15 protein-coding genes are annotated in these 16,499 nt (G+C 73.2%); 6 read left to right on the top strand and 9 right to left on the bottom strand.

Annotated features, from left to right (window positions below):
• The first annotated feature begins 187 nt into the window (after positions 1-187).
• Positions 188-1,729, top strand: coding sequence for a hypothetical protein (locus RM446_RS16125; RefSeq protein ID WP_311546201.1), 1,542 nt, complete (start codon positions 188-190; stop codon positions 1,727-1,729).
• Positions 1,730-1,796: 67 nt separating this feature from the next.
• Here the strand turns inward: RM446_RS16125 and RM446_RS16120 are convergent, their stop codons facing one another.
• From RM446_RS16120 to RM446_RS16105, 4 genes are all read right to left on the bottom strand, one after another.
• Positions 1,797-2,579 (bottom strand): tyrosine-protein phosphatase, encoded by a 783-nt coding sequence (locus tag RM446_RS16120; RefSeq protein ID WP_311546132.1) that lies wholly within the window; start codon positions 2,577-2,579, stop codon positions 1,797-1,799.
• A gap of 140 nt (positions 2,580-2,719) precedes the next feature.
• Positions 2,720-3,439, bottom strand: a complete 720-nt coding sequence (locus RM446_RS16115; protein WP_311546130.1) for a nucleotidyltransferase family protein — start codon at positions 3,437-3,439, stop codon at positions 2,720-2,722.
• 110 nt (positions 3,440-3,549) lie between these two features.
• Positions 3,550-5,988 carry an AAA family ATPase gene (locus RM446_RS16110; RefSeq protein ID WP_311546129.1) on the bottom strand — a complete coding sequence of 813 codons (2,439 nt, stop codon included), beginning with the start codon at positions 5,986-5,988 and terminating at the stop codon, positions 3,550-3,552.
• A 109-nt stretch (positions 5,989-6,097) separates the two neighbouring features.
• Complete coding sequence (locus tag RM446_RS16105; protein WP_311546200.1) at positions 6,098-6,787, bottom strand: ribonuclease HII; 690 nt, start codon at positions 6,785-6,787, stop codon at positions 6,098-6,100.
• A 200-nt stretch (positions 6,788-6,987) separates the two neighbouring features.
• On the opposite strand from RM446_RS16105, the gene RM446_RS16100 reads away from it, so the two are divergent.
• The 4 genes from RM446_RS16100 to RM446_RS16085 all read left to right on the top strand — a co-directional run bounded on the left by RM446_RS16100 (position 6,988) and on the right by RM446_RS16085 (position 8,730).
• On the top strand, positions 6,988-7,242 hold the full coding sequence (locus RM446_RS16100; protein WP_311546128.1) for a hypothetical protein: 255 nt from the start codon (positions 6,988-6,990) through the stop codon (positions 7,240-7,242).
• Positions 7,224-7,652: a histidine kinase gene (locus RM446_RS16095; RefSeq protein ID WP_311546127.1), complete on the top strand. Its 429-nt coding sequence runs from the start codon at positions 7,224-7,226 to the stop codon at positions 7,650-7,652. Before RM446_RS16100 ends, RM446_RS16095 begins: the two co-directional genes overlap by 19 nt.
• Before the next feature lie 70 nt (positions 7,653-7,722).
• Positions 7,723-8,364: a hypothetical protein gene (locus RM446_RS16090; protein WP_311546126.1), complete on the top strand. Its 642-nt coding sequence runs from the start codon at positions 7,723-7,725 to the stop codon at positions 8,362-8,364.
• Positions 8,365-8,538: 174 nt separating this feature from the next.
• Positions 8,539-8,730 carry a hypothetical protein gene (locus RM446_RS16085; RefSeq protein WP_311546125.1) on the top strand — a complete coding sequence of 64 codons (192 nt, stop codon included), beginning with the start codon at positions 8,539-8,541 and terminating at the stop codon, positions 8,728-8,730.
• A gap of 149 nt (positions 8,731-8,879) precedes the next feature.
• Here the strand turns inward: RM446_RS16085 and RM446_RS16080 are convergent, their stop codons facing one another.
• Both RM446_RS16080 and RM446_RS16075 read right to left on the bottom strand, forming a co-directional pair.
• Positions 8,880-10,328, bottom strand: coding sequence for an SPFH domain-containing protein (locus RM446_RS16080; RefSeq protein ID WP_311546124.1), 1,449 nt, complete (start codon positions 10,326-10,328; stop codon positions 8,880-8,882).
• Entirely contained in the window at positions 10,325-12,124 is a 1,800-nt protein-coding gene (locus tag RM446_RS16075) for an SPFH domain-containing protein (RefSeq protein WP_311546123.1), read from the bottom strand. The genes RM446_RS16080 and RM446_RS16075 overlap by 4 nt, the downstream gene beginning before the upstream one ends.
• A 448-nt stretch (positions 12,125-12,572) precedes the next feature.
• On the opposite strand from RM446_RS16075, the gene RM446_RS16070 reads away from it, so the two are divergent.
• Entirely contained in the window at positions 12,573-12,884 is a 312-nt protein-coding gene (locus RM446_RS16070; protein ID WP_311546122.1) for a hypothetical protein, read from the top strand.
• An 88-nt stretch (positions 12,885-12,972) separates the two neighbouring features.
• On the opposite strand, the gene RM446_RS16065 is transcribed toward RM446_RS16070, so the two are convergent.
• The 3 genes from RM446_RS16065 to RM446_RS16055 all read right to left on the bottom strand — a co-directional run bounded on the left by RM446_RS16065 (position 12,973) and on the right by RM446_RS16055 (position 16,428).
• Positions 12,973-13,401, bottom strand: a complete 429-nt coding sequence (locus tag RM446_RS16065; RefSeq protein WP_311546121.1) for a CBS domain-containing protein — start codon at positions 13,399-13,401, stop codon at positions 12,973-12,975.
• 141 nt (positions 13,402-13,542) lie between these two features.
• On the bottom strand, positions 13,543-14,730 hold the full coding sequence (locus RM446_RS16060; protein ID WP_311546120.1) for a beta-1,3-glucanase family protein: 1,188 nt from the start codon (positions 14,728-14,730) through the stop codon (positions 13,543-13,545).
• A 738-nt stretch (positions 14,731-15,468) separates the two neighbouring features.
• The gene (locus RM446_RS16055; protein ID WP_311546119.1) at positions 15,469-16,428 is read right to left on the bottom strand and encodes a GlxA family transcriptional regulator; all 960 of its coding nucleotides are present in this window, start codon (positions 16,426-16,428) and stop codon (positions 15,469-15,471) included.
• Positions 16,429-16,499: the final 71 nt, after the last annotated feature.

The following is a 16,499-nucleotide window of genomic DNA, read 5'->3' as shown; positions in this document are numbered from 1 at the left end:
CCGCGCCCCCGGTGCGGGGCGGGCGGGTACGCGCCCGGCACCGCGCCGGCCCCCGCGCTACCGGGCGTTCGATAGCGCCACGCACCGCGTCCGATGCCGCGGGTGCCCTAGGCTCTGTCGGGTGTCCGTACCGCCCCACTCAGACCAGCCGGACCCCGGTGCCTTGCCGGACGCCGTCTTCGCCGAGATGCTGCGCGCAGCACGCGCGCTACTCGCCACGCGCGACCCCCTCGACGCCGAGATCGGCGTCAGCGAGATGCTCGGGTCCTGGTGGGGCCGGCGCGTACCGGGAGTCGACGTCGAGCGCCTGCTCGGCGACGGGCTGGTGGCCCACGCGCAGTCCTCCGGGTCCGCGGCCGGCCTCGCCCTGCTCACCGGGATCGCAGTTCTGGGCACTACCGTCCGCCAAAGGGAGCTGGCCGAAAAGGGGGCGGCGACGCTCACCGAGTGCGGCGTGGCCCGCCCGGTCTGGGCCGAATCCGTCGGACGCGCCCGACCCATCGCCGCCTACACCTCGGGCACCCGCTTCGCCGACACCGACGACGTCATCACCACCTTCCGGTACGGCGACGACGACGCCGACTCCGGCGAGCACGCGCTGATCGCCGTCCTCGACCACAACAGCGGCGGCGTGCTGCGCGACGCCTGGGTGACCACCAAGGTCGAACGGCTGCTGGAGCACTGCCGCGCCCAGGCCGAGGGCGGCGACCCGATGGCGACGTTCACCCAGATCCGGCTGGAGCGCGCACGCCACCTGCTGGAAGGCGCCGTCGAGCAGACCGACCGGGCCATCGCCGCCAACGCCGGCGGCCCCGGGATCACCGACGGCTCGCCGGCCGCCCACCACGCGCTGATCAGGTCGCGCGTGCGCGCGCTGCCGCGCGACCCCAGGGCCGGCCAGCGCCCGGCCCGCAGCCGCGACCGGCGGGCGACGCTGGCCGCGCGGTTCCTGGCCTCCGACGCCGCGGCTGAGCTCTCCGACTCCGGCGCCGCGAGCCGCTGCGTCGACCACATCATCGCCTACGGCTGCGACGCCGACTCCGACCGGGCGCTGCGGGTCAGCCCCCGCAAGATCGAGGCGTTCCTGCTCAGATGGCTGCCCCGGCGCGTCATCCTGCTGCCCGAGGAGCACGAGGCCATGCCGCACGTGCTGGCCGCGTGGATCCGCTGGGCGGGACCGCGGCACGGGCTCCCCGAAGTCGCAGTCAACGCGACCCTGGACGCGCTGTGGGAGGCGACCTCGGCCTTCACCACTTCCTACCTGGACGCGGCCTCCTTCGGCCTGCCGCCCGAGGTCGTGCGGCGCCTGGTCCCCGACGGCGACCTGTCGGCGCTGCCGCGCCGGATGTTCGCGTTCCCCTTGCTGACCAGCGACCTGCTCGCCGAGTCCGAGGACGAGTTCGACCCCGCCACCCGCGAGGGCAGGCGCGCGCTGCTGCGGCTGGACCACTTCGGCGAGTACGACTCCCCCGTCAAGCACAAGGGCAAGCACTCCACCGGCGCCCCTGCGGGCCCCTCCGCCGATCCGGCCGCCACCGAGGAGGCGCTCGACGCCCACGAGCGGCTGGCCGAGCGGCTGTGGAACGGCGATCCCTCCGAGCTGTGGACCGCCGCCGAGCGGCTGCTCGACCGCGGGCACGAGCGCCCGGTCGTGCTGCGCATGCTGATGGAGGTCGCCGAGGACGCCGAGCCCGGCGAGGACATCGCCGCGCGCCTGGAGGAGCTCTGAGGCCCGCGGCCGCGAAGCGCCCGGGACCGGCGGCGGGCGGCGGCGAGTACGGGCACGGCCGGCGGCACTATTCGAGCATGCGGTCGCGCAGCCCATCGACGGTGGCCCGGTCCAGCCCGAGCCCGTCGCGGACGTAGTCGTCGAAGGTGCCGAACACCCGCTCCACCTCGGCGTAGGAGTCCTCCAGGTAGGCGCGGCGGCACTCGGTCATCGGGGCCACGATCGCGGGGTCGACGCCCGAGCGCTCGCAGGCCTCGCGCGTCAGCTCCCGGATTCTGACCAGGCGGTCGTTGCTGGCCAGGTAGTCGGCGAAGACGGTCTCGCGCGGCACGCCCAGCATCTCCAGCAGCAGTGCGGCGGCCCACCCGGTGCGGTCCTTGCCCGCGGTGCAGTGGACGACGGACGCGCCGGGGCCGGCGGCGATGTGCCGCACCATCGCGGCGTAGCCCGCGCGGGCGTCCTCGGCGCTGACGAGGACCCGGTTGACCTCGTGCATGAACCGGGTGGCACCGCCGTCGCCGAAGACGGTCCGGGCCCGCCCGGGCTCCGTCAGCACTCGCACGAGGTCGGCTCCGGTCGAGTGGTCGCCCTGCACGTCCAGCACGACGTGGTCGGCGCCCTCGGGCAGCCGGTCGGGCCTGCTCTCGCGCTCGAAGGACGTGCGCAGATCGATGACTCGGCGGACGCCGGCCTGCTCCAGCGTGCACATGTCCGCGGAGTCCACCCGGTCCAGAGCGTCGGAGCGGAAGACCACGCCGGGGCGGATGCGGCCGCCGCCGAGCGTGGCGTGCCCGCCGAGGTCGCGGAAATTGGGCGCGGTGGACAGCGGGGCAGGCGCTAGGTAGGTCACGGACCGACCATACCGGGCGGTATCCGGCGCGTCCGCGGCGCCTGTGCGTCCGCGGGCTGAACAGGTCGTCGACGCGCCCGCCCGGCCAGCGCAGACGTGAGGGCGCCCGTCCGGCGGGGACCCGCACGAGCGGGCACGCTCTAGCGCGCGCCGCGCAGGACCGGGATCTGCTCGCCGGCCTCCTTGACGTCCTTGACCGTGTCGACGCCCCGCCAGAACCCGGTGATCCGGTAGCCGAAGAGGCGGCCGCCGGCGGCCAGGTCGGGGAACGTCGAGGACTCGTGGTCGCCCTTGACCGGCAGCAACGACGTGGCGGCGGGGTCGAGGAGGTAGACCCCTGCGTTGATCCAGAAGGGCAGCAGCGGGCTCTGGGTGAAGCCCTCGACCGTGCCGTCGTCGGTGACGTCGACGATACCCCAGCTGGTCTGGTACTGGGCCAGCGCCAGTGTCGCCAGGCCGCCCTTCTCGCGGTGGAAGGCGGCGAACTCGTCCAGGTCGAACCAGGTCAGCACGTCGCCGTTGAGCGCGAAGTAGGGCTCGGCGGACTCGCGCAGCCCCGACGCCGCGTACCGCAGAGCACCGCCGCGGCCGAGCGGCTCGTCCTCCACCAGCAGCGTGATGTCCAGCCCGGAGGGGTGAGCGTCCAGGTGTTCCCGCAGCACCTCGGCCTTGTAGCCGCAGGAGACCACGACGTGCTCGACTCCGTGGCCGGCGAGCCACTCCAGCTGGTAGTCGATGATGGGGCGGCCGGCCACCTCGACCATCGCCTTGGGGCGGGTGTCGGTATAGGGGCGCAGCCGCGTCGCCTGTCCTCCCGCGAGGATCACGGCCTGGCCGACGGGGGCGTTGGGTCCACTCATGGGGCGGACACTAGCAGCAGGCGCCCGCCCTCCGGCTCGGGCGGCGGAGCAGTCGCAGACCTCGCCGGGAACCCCGCCGGGGCCGCGGCGCGCCGCCCGGGGCGGGCCCTTCAGCGCTGGGTGGCCTCGGCGTAGGCCTGGCGCACGTCCGCGCTGGTGACCACGGTCAGCGCGGCGGCGGTGGCGCTGTCGCCCAGCTCCTCGGCGACCCGCACGTCGCGCTGCGAGCACGCCTTCTCGAACAGGGAGCGGGCGAAGCGGCCGTTGCCGAGCTCGTCGATCCAGCCGGACTCGCACACGTAGCCGAAGATGCGCTGCAGGTCCTCGCGCGCGGAGCCGTCGAAGGCGTCGCCGGTGCTCTCGGCCACGGACTCGGCGATCTCGGTCAGCTCCTCGGCGGTGTAGCTGGGGAAGCCGACCCGGACGTTGAAGCGCGAGGACAGGCCCGCGTTGCTGGCCAGGAAACGGTCCATCTCCGCGGGGTAGCCGGCGAGCACTACGACAAGCCGTTCGCGGTCGTCCTCGGCGCGCTTGAGCAGGGTCTGCACCGCCTCCGCGCCGAAGGCGTCGCCGCCGCTGTAGCCGGGGTTGTGCAGGGCGTAGGCCTCGTCCACGAACAGCACCCCGCCCAGCGACCGGTCGACCAGCTTGCCGGTCTTGATGGCGGTGGCGCCCAGGTGCTCGCCGACGAGGTCGGAGCGCTGGGCCTCGACCACGTCGGCGCTGCTGAGCAGGCCCAGTGCCGCGAAGACCCGGCCGAGTATGCGCGCGACCGAGGTCTTGCCGGTGCCGGGCGGCCCGGAGAAGACGAAGTGCCGCATGGGCGGGTGGTTGCGCAGCCCCTGCTCCTCGCGCAGCTTGGCCATCTGCAGCTGGGCCACCAGCGAGCGCACCTGGCGCTTGACCGGGTCCAGCCCGATCATGGCGTCCAGCTCGGCCAGCGCCTCGTCGATGTCGGGTGTCTCGCCGAATCCCGACATCCGCGCGGTCAGTCCGTCGAAGGACGCGGCGATGTCGGAGGCGTGCACGGTCACCAGCTCCTCGGCCTCGGGCGGTCCCGCCTGCTGCGAGGAGGTGACCACCCGCACGTCCCGCGCCTCGGCGGCCTTCTCGACCAGCGAGCGCACGAAACGGCCGTTGCCCAGGTCGTCGATCGCGCCGCGCTGCACGGTCCGGTCGAAGCGGCGGCGCAGGGCGGGGCGCGCCTCGCCGTCGAGCAGGTCGCCGCGCTGCTCGAAAAGGAACTCCGCGATGCGCTGGAGCTCGTCGGCGCTGTAGCTGGGGAAGGTGATACGGGTGGAGAACCGCGAGGCCAGGCCGGGGTTGGAGGCCAGGAACCGGTCCATCTCGGCCTCGTAGCCGGCCAGGATGATCACCACCCGGTCGCGGTCGTCCTCGGCGCGCTTGAGCAGAGTCTGCACCGCCTCGTTGCCGAACCGGTCGGGCTGCCCGTCGGAGTCGTTGACCAGCGCGTAGGCCTCGTCGACGAACAGCACCCCGCCCAGCGCCCGGTCGACCAGTTCGTTGGTCTTGATGGCGGTGGCGCCCAGGTACTCCCCGACCAGGTCGGCGCGCTGGGCCTCGACGACCCGCGGCGTGGGCAGAAGCCCGAACGAGTGGAAGACGGTGGCCAGTGTCCGGGCGACGCTGGTCTTGCCCGTGCCGGGCGGTCCGGAGAAAACCAGGTGGCGCAGCGGCCGGTCCACGGAGTACCCGGCGTCGGCGCGCAGCCGTGCCGCCTCTATGGAGGCGGCGATGGCGCGCACCTGCTGCTTGACCGGGTCCAGGCCGATCATGTTCTCCAGCTCGGCCAGGGCCTCGTCCACCGGCACGGGCACGGCGTCGTCGCCGCCGTCCTGGCTCGCGCGGGCGCGCCCTCCTTCCGTCGCGCGCTCGCGCGCCTGGCCGGCGGCCGGCTGCGCGGGCGCGGCGCCGCGCGTCCCCCCGCTGCGGTCGGGCGGAGGCGCGCCCAGGTCGCTCATCGTGCGGCGCAGCCGATAGGCCGCCAGTACCCGCCACAGCAGTGCGGCGCCCGCGCCCGCGAACGCGCACAGGACCCCGAGTGCGGCGGGCGCGGACCCGGCGAGCATCCCGGCCAGGGCCGTGCCCATGCCGGCGATGAGCGCCACCAGCAGCGCCAGCAGGGTCGTGTGCCAGACCGGGAAGGCGGTGATGCGGGTCGCGGCCAGCGACACCAGCAGCGGCAGCAGGGGCAAGAGCAGCAGGACCGACGCGTCGGCCACGCGGATGGGGATGAGGAACAGCATGTAGGCCAGCAACAGCCAGCCGATGCTGATCAGGGCGGTGGCCACGGCATCGGAGGAGCGCATCAGCGCCGCGAAGACCAGTAGCGCGGCGGCGGCCGCGAAGACGGTGGTCGCCACCGGCAGGCCGAGCAGCAGCGCCGCCACCGCCGGCACGGTGACGGCGGCCAGTCCGGCGATGAGGCGGGTGCGCAGCGGAAAGGCGTAGTAGAGCCCGCGCAAGCGGTTCAGGGCGGAGGCACGCTGGAGCGGCTCCGTGGTGCGGGAGCGTTCGTCGCGCGGCATCCGTATCCCTTCCTTGCGTAGCGGGTCCCATATTCAAGCACTGCAGCACTGCTGCGGCTCTCGCAGGGGCCGTGCCCAGCGGGGATCCGGCGTGTCGGGCCCTGGCCGGCTACAGCAGGGGCAGCTGGCCGGCGGGGTCGGGGCGCAGCTTGCGCAGGTGCCGCCACTTGGGCAGGGCGTCCAGGTAGGACCAGGTCATCCGGTGGTGGGGGGTGGGGCCGTGCTCGGCCAGTGCCGCGCGGTGGACGGGTGAGGGGTAGCCGACGCAGGTGTCGAAGCCGTAGGCGGGGAACTCGGGGTGCAGGCGGCCCATGTAGGAGTCGCGGTGCACCTTGGCCAGGACCGAGGCCGAGGCGACCGCGACACAGGAGAGGTCGGCCTGGATGCGGGTGCGCACGCTCCAGGGGGCGCCCAGGAAGTCGTGCTTGCCGTCGAGGATGACGGCGTCGGGCGTGAGCGCCAGGCCCTCCAGTGCGCGGGTGGCCGCCAGGCGCAGTGCGCGGGTCATGCCCAGTTCGTCGATCTCGCCGGGCCAGGCGCTGCCGATCGCGTGGTCGCGCACCCAGCCCTGCAGCGCCTCGGCCATGCCGCTGCGCCGCTGGGGTGTGAGCCGCTTGGAGTCGGTGAGCCCGTCGGGCGGGCCGGTGCCGTCGGCGACCGCCGCGCAGACTACGACCGGGCCGGCCCACGCGCCGCGGCCGACCTCGTCGACTCCGGCCACGCACGCGGCACCTTCGGCGCGGAGCTCGCGCTCCAGGTCGTAGGTGGGCACGGGCGCCCGGTCGGCGGCCGTCGCGATGGAGGCGGCCGGGGACGGGCGGGTCGAGGGGGTCTCAGCGGTCTCAGCCACGGGTCAAGCCTAGAGCGTCGCCCGCGGCCGCCACACCTTTGCGGCCGGATGCCGCAGGGGTTTTCGGGGGACCGCCGCGTGTTACGCAGTGCCATGCACGGTCGCCGTCGGTAGTTTCCGCATAACCCCGGGTCGCCGAGGAAGGACGCATGGAGCTGAGCAGAGGACACCGCCGATCGGGCCCGGCAGCGGCCCGCGCCGGGCACGCGGACCGCTGTGCCCGGGCCGAGCGAGCCGCGCCGGCCGGCGAGCGGCTCTGCGGCGCCGGAGAACCGCCGGGCGGCGCGGGGTCGTGGGTCCGGCGCGGCGGCGGTGCGCTGCGCGCGGCGCTGCTGGACGCCGCCGCGCTGGGAGGGCGGCTCGCCGCCGGGTGGATCTCCGCCACATGGGCCTGGGGGCCCTGACCGGCGGGCCGCACCCTGATCTTGCGGCCGGCGCGGTACTGGCGTGTGCCGCCGCCTTCGCGGTGGGCCTTGCGGCGCGGCCGGCCGGGCTGGTCCTGGCCGCGGCGGCTCCGCTGGCGGCGCTGCGGGTGCCCGGACCGCCGGCGGGGCCGGGGGTCCTCGGCGCCGCCGGGCCGGAGGGGGCCTCGGCGCCGTGGTGGATCGTGCTGGCCGCCGTGTGCCTGCTGGGGGCGCTGACACCGGGCCGGATCTCGCTCGACGCGCTGCTGGCGCGCCGCCGACAGAGGCGCCTGCGGGGCGGCGCGGGAGCGGATCCCGACGACGAGCGGATCGGCAGACGGCCTGAGGAAGCTCCGCCACTCCCCTATCCTGGAGCCAGGGTCGAGTCGCCGCGGCCCTCCCGTATCTGACCCGGTGCCGACGGAGGCCCCCACCCCCTCCGGTCGGCCTGTGTCACGGACCGAAGGGGTATATCCACGCATGTCCGCCGCCGATGAGGGCTCGGTCGCGAAGCTCATCGAGATCGCCCATCCGCCGACTCCCCGGCAACGGATCGCCTCGTGGGCCTCGCGGCCCCCCGGGCGCCTGTACATACCGGCCTGCGTGGTCGTGGGTCTGGTCCTGCTGTACGAGGACAGTGTTCCCGGCGGGCACCTGCCGACCTTCGTGCTCGGCATGGGCGGCGGCGCGCTGCTCGCGGCCATGGGCGCGCTGCGCCTGGGGATCGCGCTGAGCATCGCCCGCCCGATGATCGCCCGCTACTGGCTGCGCTGGGTCACCGCACCGCTGGTCGCCGCCGCGGCCATCGTGCTGTCGGTGACCGACGTCCCCCTCCAGGCGCGGGTGGACACCTCCGCCGCCGCGCTCAGGGATGTCGCCGCCACCACCCAGCCCGCCACCACGGCTCCCCTCGACACCTGGGCGGGGTTGTACCCGCTGCAGTCGGTGTCGGTGACCGGCGACGGCGTCACGCGCTATACGGTGCGCGGAGCAGGACTTCTGGACTCCTCCGGGCTGGCCTACAGCGGAGAGATGCTTCCCACCGACGTGTTCGTCAAAGGTCACGGCGGCGTCGTCTACGAGCACATCAGCGGCCCCTGGTACTCCTGGACCGAGTACTGACCGCGCTGGCGCCCGCCCGCGCAAGGTCCGCCGGCCGCCGCGCGGGTTCCCCGAACCGCCGTGCTTCTCCTCACGCCCGGGATTTCCGGTTCCGCGGGCTCTGTCTCACCCTGCTTTTATCCGGCGCCGATAGACAGGGATCTGACAGTTTCTCCTCAGGGACGGGAGATTGCGATGAACGAGTTCATGACGACGCTGCATCTGCGGATCTACGACGCCGTGAGCGCGCTGCAGGAGGCCCGCGAGCACGGGGACGCCGACCTGTGCCTGCTGCAGGCGGGCGAGCTTGAGGACCTGGTGGAGATCGCGGCGCGGCACGGCGTCGACATCGACTGCGGCTACGGCGAACTGGCCGACGCCGCCTGAGCGCCGGCCCGCGGCGCGGGGCCCGATGTACGGGGGCGGTCCCGCGCCCGGCGCCGGCCGGTCCGGCGAGCCCGGGGCGGAACGCGAACGAGGGGGAGGCGGCGCGCCGCCTCCCCCTCGTGCTCTCCGGTGACCGGAGCCGCCGCACCTCAGCGGCGGCCGCCGCCCTTGCCGCGGCCGCCCCCGGAGCCGCCCTTGCCGGAGGACTGGTCCCCGCCTTGCTGGCCGCGTTCGGCCGCCGCCGCGACGGCGCCCTGCACCTGCTGGAAGGCGTCGTCGGCCGCGTCGGCCGCGTCGCCGGCGTCCGCGGAGCCCAGCGACCGCCGCTTGCCGCCGCCCTTGGCACCGCCGCCCAGGCCCGGCAGCATCTGGGCCAGCAGCAGGGTCGACAGCGCGGAGGCGTCGCCGCTCTGGCCGTCGGTGCGCACCACCACGGGCTGCGGGGCGTGCTCGGCGAGCGTGGCGCCCACGTCCAGGCGGCGCCTGGCCAGCTCGTAGCGCAGGACCGCGCGGTTGTCGCGGTAGGAGGTCGCCAGTCGGCGCTGCGCCTTGGCTTCGTTCTGCGCGGCCACGAGGTCGGACTTGCCGCGGGTCTCGATCTCGAAGCGGACGCGCTGCGCCTCGGTCTCCTGCTCCTCCAGCATCTGCGCGACGTCCTTGCGTGCCTTGTTCAGCGCCGCGTTGACCTCGACGATCTTGGCGTCGCGGGTCTTCTTGGACCGCTCGATGTCCATCAGCAGGGTGTCGATGCGCCGCTTGCGGGTCAGCTCCCACTCCTGCTCGTAGGCCACCAGCTCCTTGGAGACCCGCTCCCGGGTGGCCAGGTGCTGCTGGTATTGGTTGGGCAGCTGGACGTCGGGGATGTTGCAGCCCATGATGCGCACGCCGTAGCGGCTGAGCTGGCGGTTGAGCAGCTCCTGCATGTCGGCCACGTCGGAGCCGCGCAGGTCGTAGGCGCTCTCGGTGAGCACCTGGCGGCTGCGCTGGCGGATGGCATCCTGCACGGCGTTGGACAGCACCAGGTCGAAGTTGCTGGCGCCGATGCCGCGCACGAACGCGACCGCGTCGGTGATGCGGAACTTCAGGAAGAACTCGATCGACTTCAGCGGCACGTTCTCGTGGGTGGGGCAGGCCAGCACGGGCGCGGTGTAGGGGATCTCGGTCGAGATGTCGACGACGAAGTCCACCCGCGACCAGGGGTGCCACAGGTAGTGCCGGCCCGGGTCGAGCTGGCCCGCGACGGCGCCGTACTTGGTGAGCACGCCGACGGTGCCCTGCTCGATCTCCACGATCGAGGAGCGCCACCACCACAGCAGGCCCAGCATGAGCGCGCCCAGCGCGAGCGCGAACGCCGGAATCGCCGCCCACGACAGGAGGAGGCCGCCGACCACGCCGAGCAGCAGCGCGGTCAGCAGCATGTAGAGGGCGAACCAGACCAGCGCGGTCCACTTCAGGCCGCGGCTGTCGCGCGGGATGACCACGGGCACCAGCGCGCCCTGGTCGCCGCCGCGCAGCAAGCGCGCGATGTCGTTCCAGGAGGCCAGGGCCTCCTTGATGCTGGAGCCGCCGGTGCCCGGTTCGGGCTGGTGCTGGCTCATCGGTTGCCTCCCTCGTCCGTGCCGGGCTGGGACCACGGCGGCGCGGGCGGTCCGTCAGGCGAGGGGAACTCCCCCGGCTGCGGCGCCTGCCGCTCGGTGCGGCTCGGCGCCCCTCCGGCGGGCGCCGACGGAGCGGAGCCGCCGAACTGCGGAGCAGACGCGCCGCCCCCGGGCTCCTCGCCCGAGACCGAGCTGAGCCGGTCGTCGATCGTCTCGTCGCTGACCGACTGGCGGATCTCCTCGATCCGGTCGGCGTTGGGGACCTCTTCGGGCTGCGCGGGCTCGACGGTCTCCTCGTCCTCCTCCAGCACCCGGGAGATCTCGCTCTCGCGCTCGGCGATGCGGTCGGAGATCTCGTGCAGGCGGGAGCGGATGGCGGCCATGTCGTCGTCGGTGAACAGGCTGGACTCGGCTTCGCCGATGATCCCCTGCGCCACGCGCAGGAAATCGACGCTGGTCTCGTCGCCGCCGCCGATGTGCAGCACTTGCGGAAGGCTGTCGGCGACCGACTCCAGCTTGTCCAGCAGGTCCTGCTGGTAGCGGTAGTTGAGGATCTCCGGCGCCTCGGCCGCGCTGACCGCGCGGATGTCCAGCGCCTGGGCCTCCAGCAGCGCGGCGTTGGCATTGGCGGTGCTCTCAGCCTCGACGAAGCGCTGCCGGGCCTGGGCGCGAGCCCGATTGGTCTCGCGCTCAAGGGCGGTGTCCATCTGCGCCTGGTACTGGGCGATGTCGGCCTGGATCGCCGAGAGGGTCTCGTTCAGCGAGGCGAGCTCCTTGTTGAGGTCGCCCTCGTTCTGCTCCTTGCGGAGCTGGAGCTCGTACTCGTAGGTGTAGGCCTCCTTGGCCACGCGCACCATCTCCGGCGCGGCCAGGTCCATGCGGTACTCCTTGCTGCCGGGCTCCGCGTGGGTGATGTTGGCGTTGGTCAGGCGCACGGCGGGCAGGAACTGCTGGTTGAGCTGCTCCAGCAGCCGCGCGGTGTTCTCGCCGACCATGTCGTAGATCTCCGACGCCTGCTGGTCGTAGATCAGGCTGCGGGTGACCTCGCTGATGGCGTTGTTGAGCTTCTCCTGGAAGCCCTGCACCGCGCCGAGAACGAAGATGAACTGCTCGGGGTCCTCGATCTTGAACTGCACGAACAGGTCGATGGACGCCTGGACGCCGCTCTTGGTGGGCGCCTCGCGGATCGGCGCGTTGAACGGGTACTCCCGGGTCGTGTTGACGATGTAGGAGACCCGCTTCCACGGGTTGAGCAGGGTGACGCGGCCGGGGCCCACGACCTGCTCCAGCTTGCCGAAGCGGGTGATCAGCGCGGCGCAGCCGTCGGGCACCATCACCATGCCCTGGCGCCACCACATGAAGGCCGCGAACAGCAGCAGGACCACCCAGAAGTGCACACCGAAGAACGGGTTGAGCAGGGGGCCGGTGAACGCCGAGACGGGGAAGGTGAGGACCTGGCCGACGACGCCGACCACGACCAGCAGGATCACCGGCAGCATGGTGGTGAAGGTGCGCCCGCGCGGGATGACCATGGGGCAGATGACGTGGACCGGGCCGCCGGAGGCTCGCTCGTATGAGCTGCGGTTCAGCGCCTCGCCGGCGTTGTTGAGGGAGGAGCTCTGCTGCTCGATGCGGGTTCCCACCGAGGCGCCCTGGTCACGAGCGGCCAGGAAGTCGCCCGGATCGAGGCCGAACCCCTCCGCCGCATCGCCGAGCGCGCCGGACACCGCCTCGCGTGGGTCGCCGCTCTGGGCGATGGAGGAGGCGGCTCCGCGCACCGTCTGCGCGAAGGACATAGGTATCGACTCCTTGCTGGTTGCGGAACTGCGGATTCGACGCGGGCATCGCCTCTGCGGTTCCGCGGCTCCTGCTGAGAGTGCAGGCATCGTCCCATACGGCCAGGTGCCGAACTGTGGCCGGACGATAACCATCTTCTATCCATGGCCGAAATGCGTGTCCGGATCCGGCCAGGCCAGACGCCTCGTCGACCGGCGGCGCACCCGGCGCCGCTACGGCCCGCCGCCCTTGGGCGCGGCCCCCGGCGCCGCCGCACGCGGTTCACCGCCGCCTGCTCGGGCGCGCACTGCAGGACCCTGCGTCGGGTCCGGGCCGCGCAGGGGTAGCGTCGGCGGGACTTCACCGTTGATCTTGTAGCTATCGTGAAGGAAAACGATTTCCGTTTGCGATAGCTACAAGATCAACGGGGTTTTGGCCTCCCGGGCCGCCGGACGAAGGAGATGGACGATGGTTTCGGTACCCAGCAGCCTGCTGACCACCGCCGGCCTGATCGGCGGGTACAGCGTCGCGCGCGCCACCGGCAACCGACAGCTGGGCGGCGCGGTACTGGCCGTCTGCGGCGCGGGGGCGTTCGCGAGCTGGCGGCGCAGCGCCGGGCTGCCCGCGGCGACCGCGCTGTCAGCGGTCTACACCGGGGCGTTCGGCCTCTCGCACCCGCTGGCCAAGAAATTGGGCGCATGGCCGTCGGTCCTGGCGGTGACCGCCGCCACCGGCGCCGCCGCCCACGTGGTCGCCGACCGGCGGCGCAGGCGCTCCTGACAGCGCGGTCGGCGCGCGGCGAGGCGGCCGGGCCCGGCACCGCCGCTGTGCGGTGAGCGGTCGGCGACCGCCGCCCGCACCCGGCGGTTCAGCCCTGGGTGATGTAGGCCTCCAGCTGGCGGCGGTCCTGCTCCAGCTGGCTGATGCGGCTCTTGACGACGTCGCCGATGCTGACGATGCCGACGAGTTCGCCACCGTTGAGGACCGGGACGTGGCGGATGCGGTTCTCGGTCATCAGCACGGTGAGCGTGTCCTCGGTGTCGTCGGTGGTGCAGGTGACGACGCCGGTGGTCATGATCTCGGAGACCGGTTCCCCCAGCAGCCCGGTGCCGCGCCGGTCGAGCGCGCGCACGATGTCGCGCTCGGAGGCGACGCCGACCACCCTGTCGTCGTGCATCACCACCACCGCGCCGATGTTGTGTGCCGCCAGCCGCGTAAGCAGGCCGGCCACCGACTCCCCGGGGCTCACGGCCACGACGCCGGAGCCCTTGTTGCGCAGAATCTCAGCGATCAGCATGCGGCCACCTTTTTCGCGAAGGGTGACCACGGGTTACCCCCCGAGCACGGGTGCTAATCGGACTCGTCGGCCCCGACGGGCCAGAGAGCGCTCTCTGGCCCGCCGGGGATCCGCCCTGCGGCAACTGCGGGGACGGGGTGCCTAGAACGGGGTCAGGGAGACCTCGAAGGACGCCGGGGCGTGGTCCTGGATGTAGGACGCGAAGCCCGAGACGTCGTCGAACGCGAACCCGTAGGCGCGCCCGTCCTCGGTGGCCTCGTGGAAGACGGCCGCGTACTTGTTGTGGATGTCGGCGTTGTAGAAGGCCGACGCCTCGCTCACCGGGTGGTCCGCGGTGTCCAGCAGCGTCGCCCGGTTGAACGCCGCGCCCAGGATCGCCGCGACCGGCCCGGTGATGCCGTCGTTGGGGGCGGCCAGAGCACCGTCGCAGAAGAACACGTCGCGGGTGGAGGGCCGGGCGATGGGCGCCACGTCGCCGTCGAACGCCAACTGCCCCGACCCGTCGACCCGGCCGGTGAACGTGCCGGCGTTGGTGGTCACCTTCAGGTCGGTACCGCCGTAACGGGACCACACCTGCTCGATGTAGGGGTCGAAGTAGTCGGCGGCGAAGCGGCCGGAGTCGATGCCGTGCCCGGGCGCGATCACCCGGCGGCGGTCGCCGACCACGAGCGGGGAGTAGTCGGGATCGTTGAGCATGGCATCGAAGATCATGTCGCGCCCGCCGGCCTTGAGCCGGCCGGTGGACTGCTCCTGCTCCCCGCTGAGCGCGATGGCCAGCGGAACGCTGAACTGGTCCACCATCGAGGTGTTGCAGTACATGCCGGTGTCGTTGTGGGTGAACTCCACCGTGTCGTGCAGGACACCGAAGCTGGGGTCGGACTCCACCCACCCCGCCGGGTACTGCAGGGCGGGGTTGCCGTTGCCGTCCTCGACGGCCTTGAAGCGCAGCTTGTCCTCCAGCGCGAGGTAGATGCGCCCGGACATGAACGGCAGGGTCAGCCCGCCGGCCTCGCTCAGGGGGATGGAGTAGTCGGTGTAGCCGCCGTCGGTGTTGTCGGAGAGCCGGGTCGGAGCGAAGGTGCCGTCGGACTTGACCCGGCCCTGCTGTCCCGAGGCGGTGTCGGTGCCGACGATGTAGAGGCGCACGGCGCTGTCGGGGTAGCCGCTCTCATTGGTGAAGGACACCGGCAGCGCGCCGGCGGAGGCGGCGTTGTCGCCGGCGGTCAGCTTGGCGCCACCGGTCGATGCGCCGCATGCGGCCGAGCCGAGTATCGGAGCGGCCAAGGCGGCCCCTCCGGCGCCGCGCAGGAACGAGCGTCGGTCGAACATGTGGATTCCCTTCTTGCGGGGTTGGGCGGGCGGGCGCCGCGCATGCGCGGGCAGGCGGCGGCCGTCCGCAGGGGGTGCGGCCGTGTCCGCCCCGGCGGTCGGGGCCGGATCGGCGGCCGCGCGGAGCGGGCTCTCGGGGGAGCCCGCGGCGTGTGGGGCGTGTCGGCCCGGTCTAGGACTAGGATCCCGGCGCCGTCGGCGGTCCCGGGTGCGGTCGGGGGGCGCGGCTGTCGGGGCGGCGGCCGCGCGCAGCAGGGGCCGCGGAGGCGGGGTGCGCCGGAGCGCCGGAGGGAGCCGGCGCGCGGGTGCCGGGGCGGGGCTGGATGCTGTCCATCTCGTCTTCCTCGGGGCAGGGAGTCAGCAAGACGCTCGGATCCTGTCCAGGTGTGTGGGGGCACGGCGAGGGCGCCTGTGGCCGGGTGGCCCTGCGAGGGGCGGCCGAACCCGCGCGGCCCGCTCGACCGCCGCGGGTCGGCCCGCTCGGACCGCCGACCGACCGCTACCAGGAGGACCGCAGGGATACCCCAGGTCAACGGGCGCCTTTGTGCTGCACCTGAATACTGTTTTGTGTGTGAACGGTTGGTTTCGGTCGGTTGTGGCCCCCGATGCTAGAGAGCCGACGACCTCGACGCAAGGAACCCAGGTGACAGCGGCACTCCCCCGCCCTGCGCGCCCCTGGCACCCCTCGCGTCCCGCCCGAACCGGGCCGCAGGCACGGCGCCGCGGCCGCCTTGGCCCTCAGGTCTCGCTGAAGACCCTCCGGTAGGCGCCGGGCGTGGTGCCGAGATGCGTCTTGAAGCGGCGGCGCAGGTTGACCGCCGAGGCGAGTCCGACCCGGGCGGCGACGGCTTCGACCGGCAGGTCGGTCTGCTCCAGCAGGACCCGCGCTGCGTCGAGGCGCCGGCCGAGCAGCCACTGCCCCGGGCTGGTCCCGAGCTGTTCGGAGAAGCGCCGGGCGAGCGTCCGGCTGGACAGCCCGGCGCGTTCGGCGAGGCGACCGAGGGTCAGCCGGGCGTCGAGCCGGGAGGCGGCCCACTCCAGCAGCGGCGCCAACGACTCGTCCGCACCCGCCCGTACGGGCGGTGCGGGCTGTGCGGCGTACTGGAGCTGGCTGCCCTCCCGTTGCGGCGGCAGGACCATGTTCCGGGCCACCTGCGCTGCGTACGCCGCACCGTGGTCGGAGCGGACGAGATGCAGGCAGAGGTCGATGCCGGCGCCGGTTCCGGCGCTGGTCGCAACGTCGCCGTGGTCCACGTAGAGCACGTCGGGGTCGACCCGCACCTCCGGGAAGTCGGCGGCGAACCGGGCGGCGCGGCGCCAGTGGGTCGTGGCGCGGCGGCCGTCGAGCAGTCCGGCCTGAGCGAGGACGAACGCCCCCGTGCAGATGGCGACGATCCTCGCCCCGCGCCGGTGGGCCGCCCGCAGCGCCTCGGTGACACTCGGCGGTACCGGCGCGCCGGGCGGCTGCCGGCCGGGGACGACCACCGTGTCCGCCTCAAGCAGGGCCGCCGGCCCCGCGTCGACGAGCATCGTGTAGCCCGCGGTCGTCTGCACGGGTCCGGGGCGCTCGGCGCAGACCCCGAAGCTGTAGCGGGTCGGCACGCCCTGATGGACGGTGCCGAAGACCTCGGCGGCGCAGGCGAGTTCGAAGGACGACTGGGGCGGGCTGACCAGGGCCACCACCCGATGGAGGCGCATGGCCACAAAGTACCCTTGGGTGTCTTTCCAGACTCTCGGCGGGACGGCCGGTTCCGGTCAGAGTGGTCCTT

Source organism: Streptomonospora wellingtoniae (assembly GCF_031845375.1).
Classification (GTDB): Bacteria; Actinomycetota; Actinomycetes; order Streptosporangiales; family Streptosporangiaceae; genus Streptomonospora; species Streptomonospora wellingtoniae.
This window is presented reverse-complemented; position numbering and strand designations above follow the sequence as displayed.

Excerpts from the sequence above, each read along its gene's own strand:
- RM446_RS16125 (WP_311546201.1), top strand. The coding sequence starts at position 188 with ATGCTGCGCGCAGCACGCGCGCTACTCGCCACGCGCGACCCCCTCGAC.
- RM446_RS16115 (WP_311546130.1), bottom strand. The coding sequence starts at position 3,439 with ATGAGTGGACCCAACGCCCCCGTCGGCCAGGCCGTGATCCTCGCGGGA.
- RM446_RS16110 (WP_311546129.1), bottom strand. The coding sequence starts at position 5,988 with ATGCCGCGCGACGAACGCTCCCGCACCACGGAGCCGCTCCAGCGTGCC.
- RM446_RS16100 (WP_311546128.1), top strand. The coding sequence starts at position 6,988 with ATGGAGCTGAGCAGAGGACACCGCCGATCGGGCCCGGCAGCGGCCCGC.
- RM446_RS16095 (WP_311546127.1), top strand. The coding sequence starts at position 7,224 with ATGGGCCTGGGGGCCCTGACCGGCGGGCCGCACCCTGATCTTGCGGCC.
- RM446_RS16090 (WP_311546126.1), top strand. The coding sequence starts at position 7,723 with ATGTCCGCCGCCGATGAGGGCTCGGTCGCGAAGCTCATCGAGATCGCC.
- RM446_RS16085 (WP_311546125.1), top strand. The coding sequence starts at position 8,539 with ATGAACGAGTTCATGACGACGCTGCATCTGCGGATCTACGACGCCGTG.
- RM446_RS16080 (WP_311546124.1), bottom strand. The coding sequence starts at position 10,328 with ATGAGCCAGCACCAGCCCGAACCGGGCACCGGCGGCTCCAGCATCAAG.
- RM446_RS16075 (WP_311546123.1), bottom strand. The coding sequence starts at position 12,124 with ATGTCCTTCGCGCAGACGGTGCGCGGAGCCGCCTCCTCCATCGCCCAG.
- RM446_RS16070 (WP_311546122.1), top strand. The coding sequence starts at position 12,573 with ATGGTTTCGGTACCCAGCAGCCTGCTGACCACCGCCGGCCTGATCGGC.
- RM446_RS16065 (WP_311546121.1), bottom strand. The coding sequence starts at position 13,401 with ATGCTGATCGCTGAGATTCTGCGCAACAAGGGCTCCGGCGTCGTGGCC.
- RM446_RS16060 (WP_311546120.1), bottom strand. The coding sequence starts at position 14,730 with ATGTTCGACCGACGCTCGTTCCTGCGCGGCGCCGGAGGGGCCGCCTTG.
- RM446_RS16055 (WP_311546119.1), bottom strand. The coding sequence starts at position 16,428 with ATGCGCCTCCATCGGGTGGTGGCCCTGGTCAGCCCGCCCCAGTCGTCC.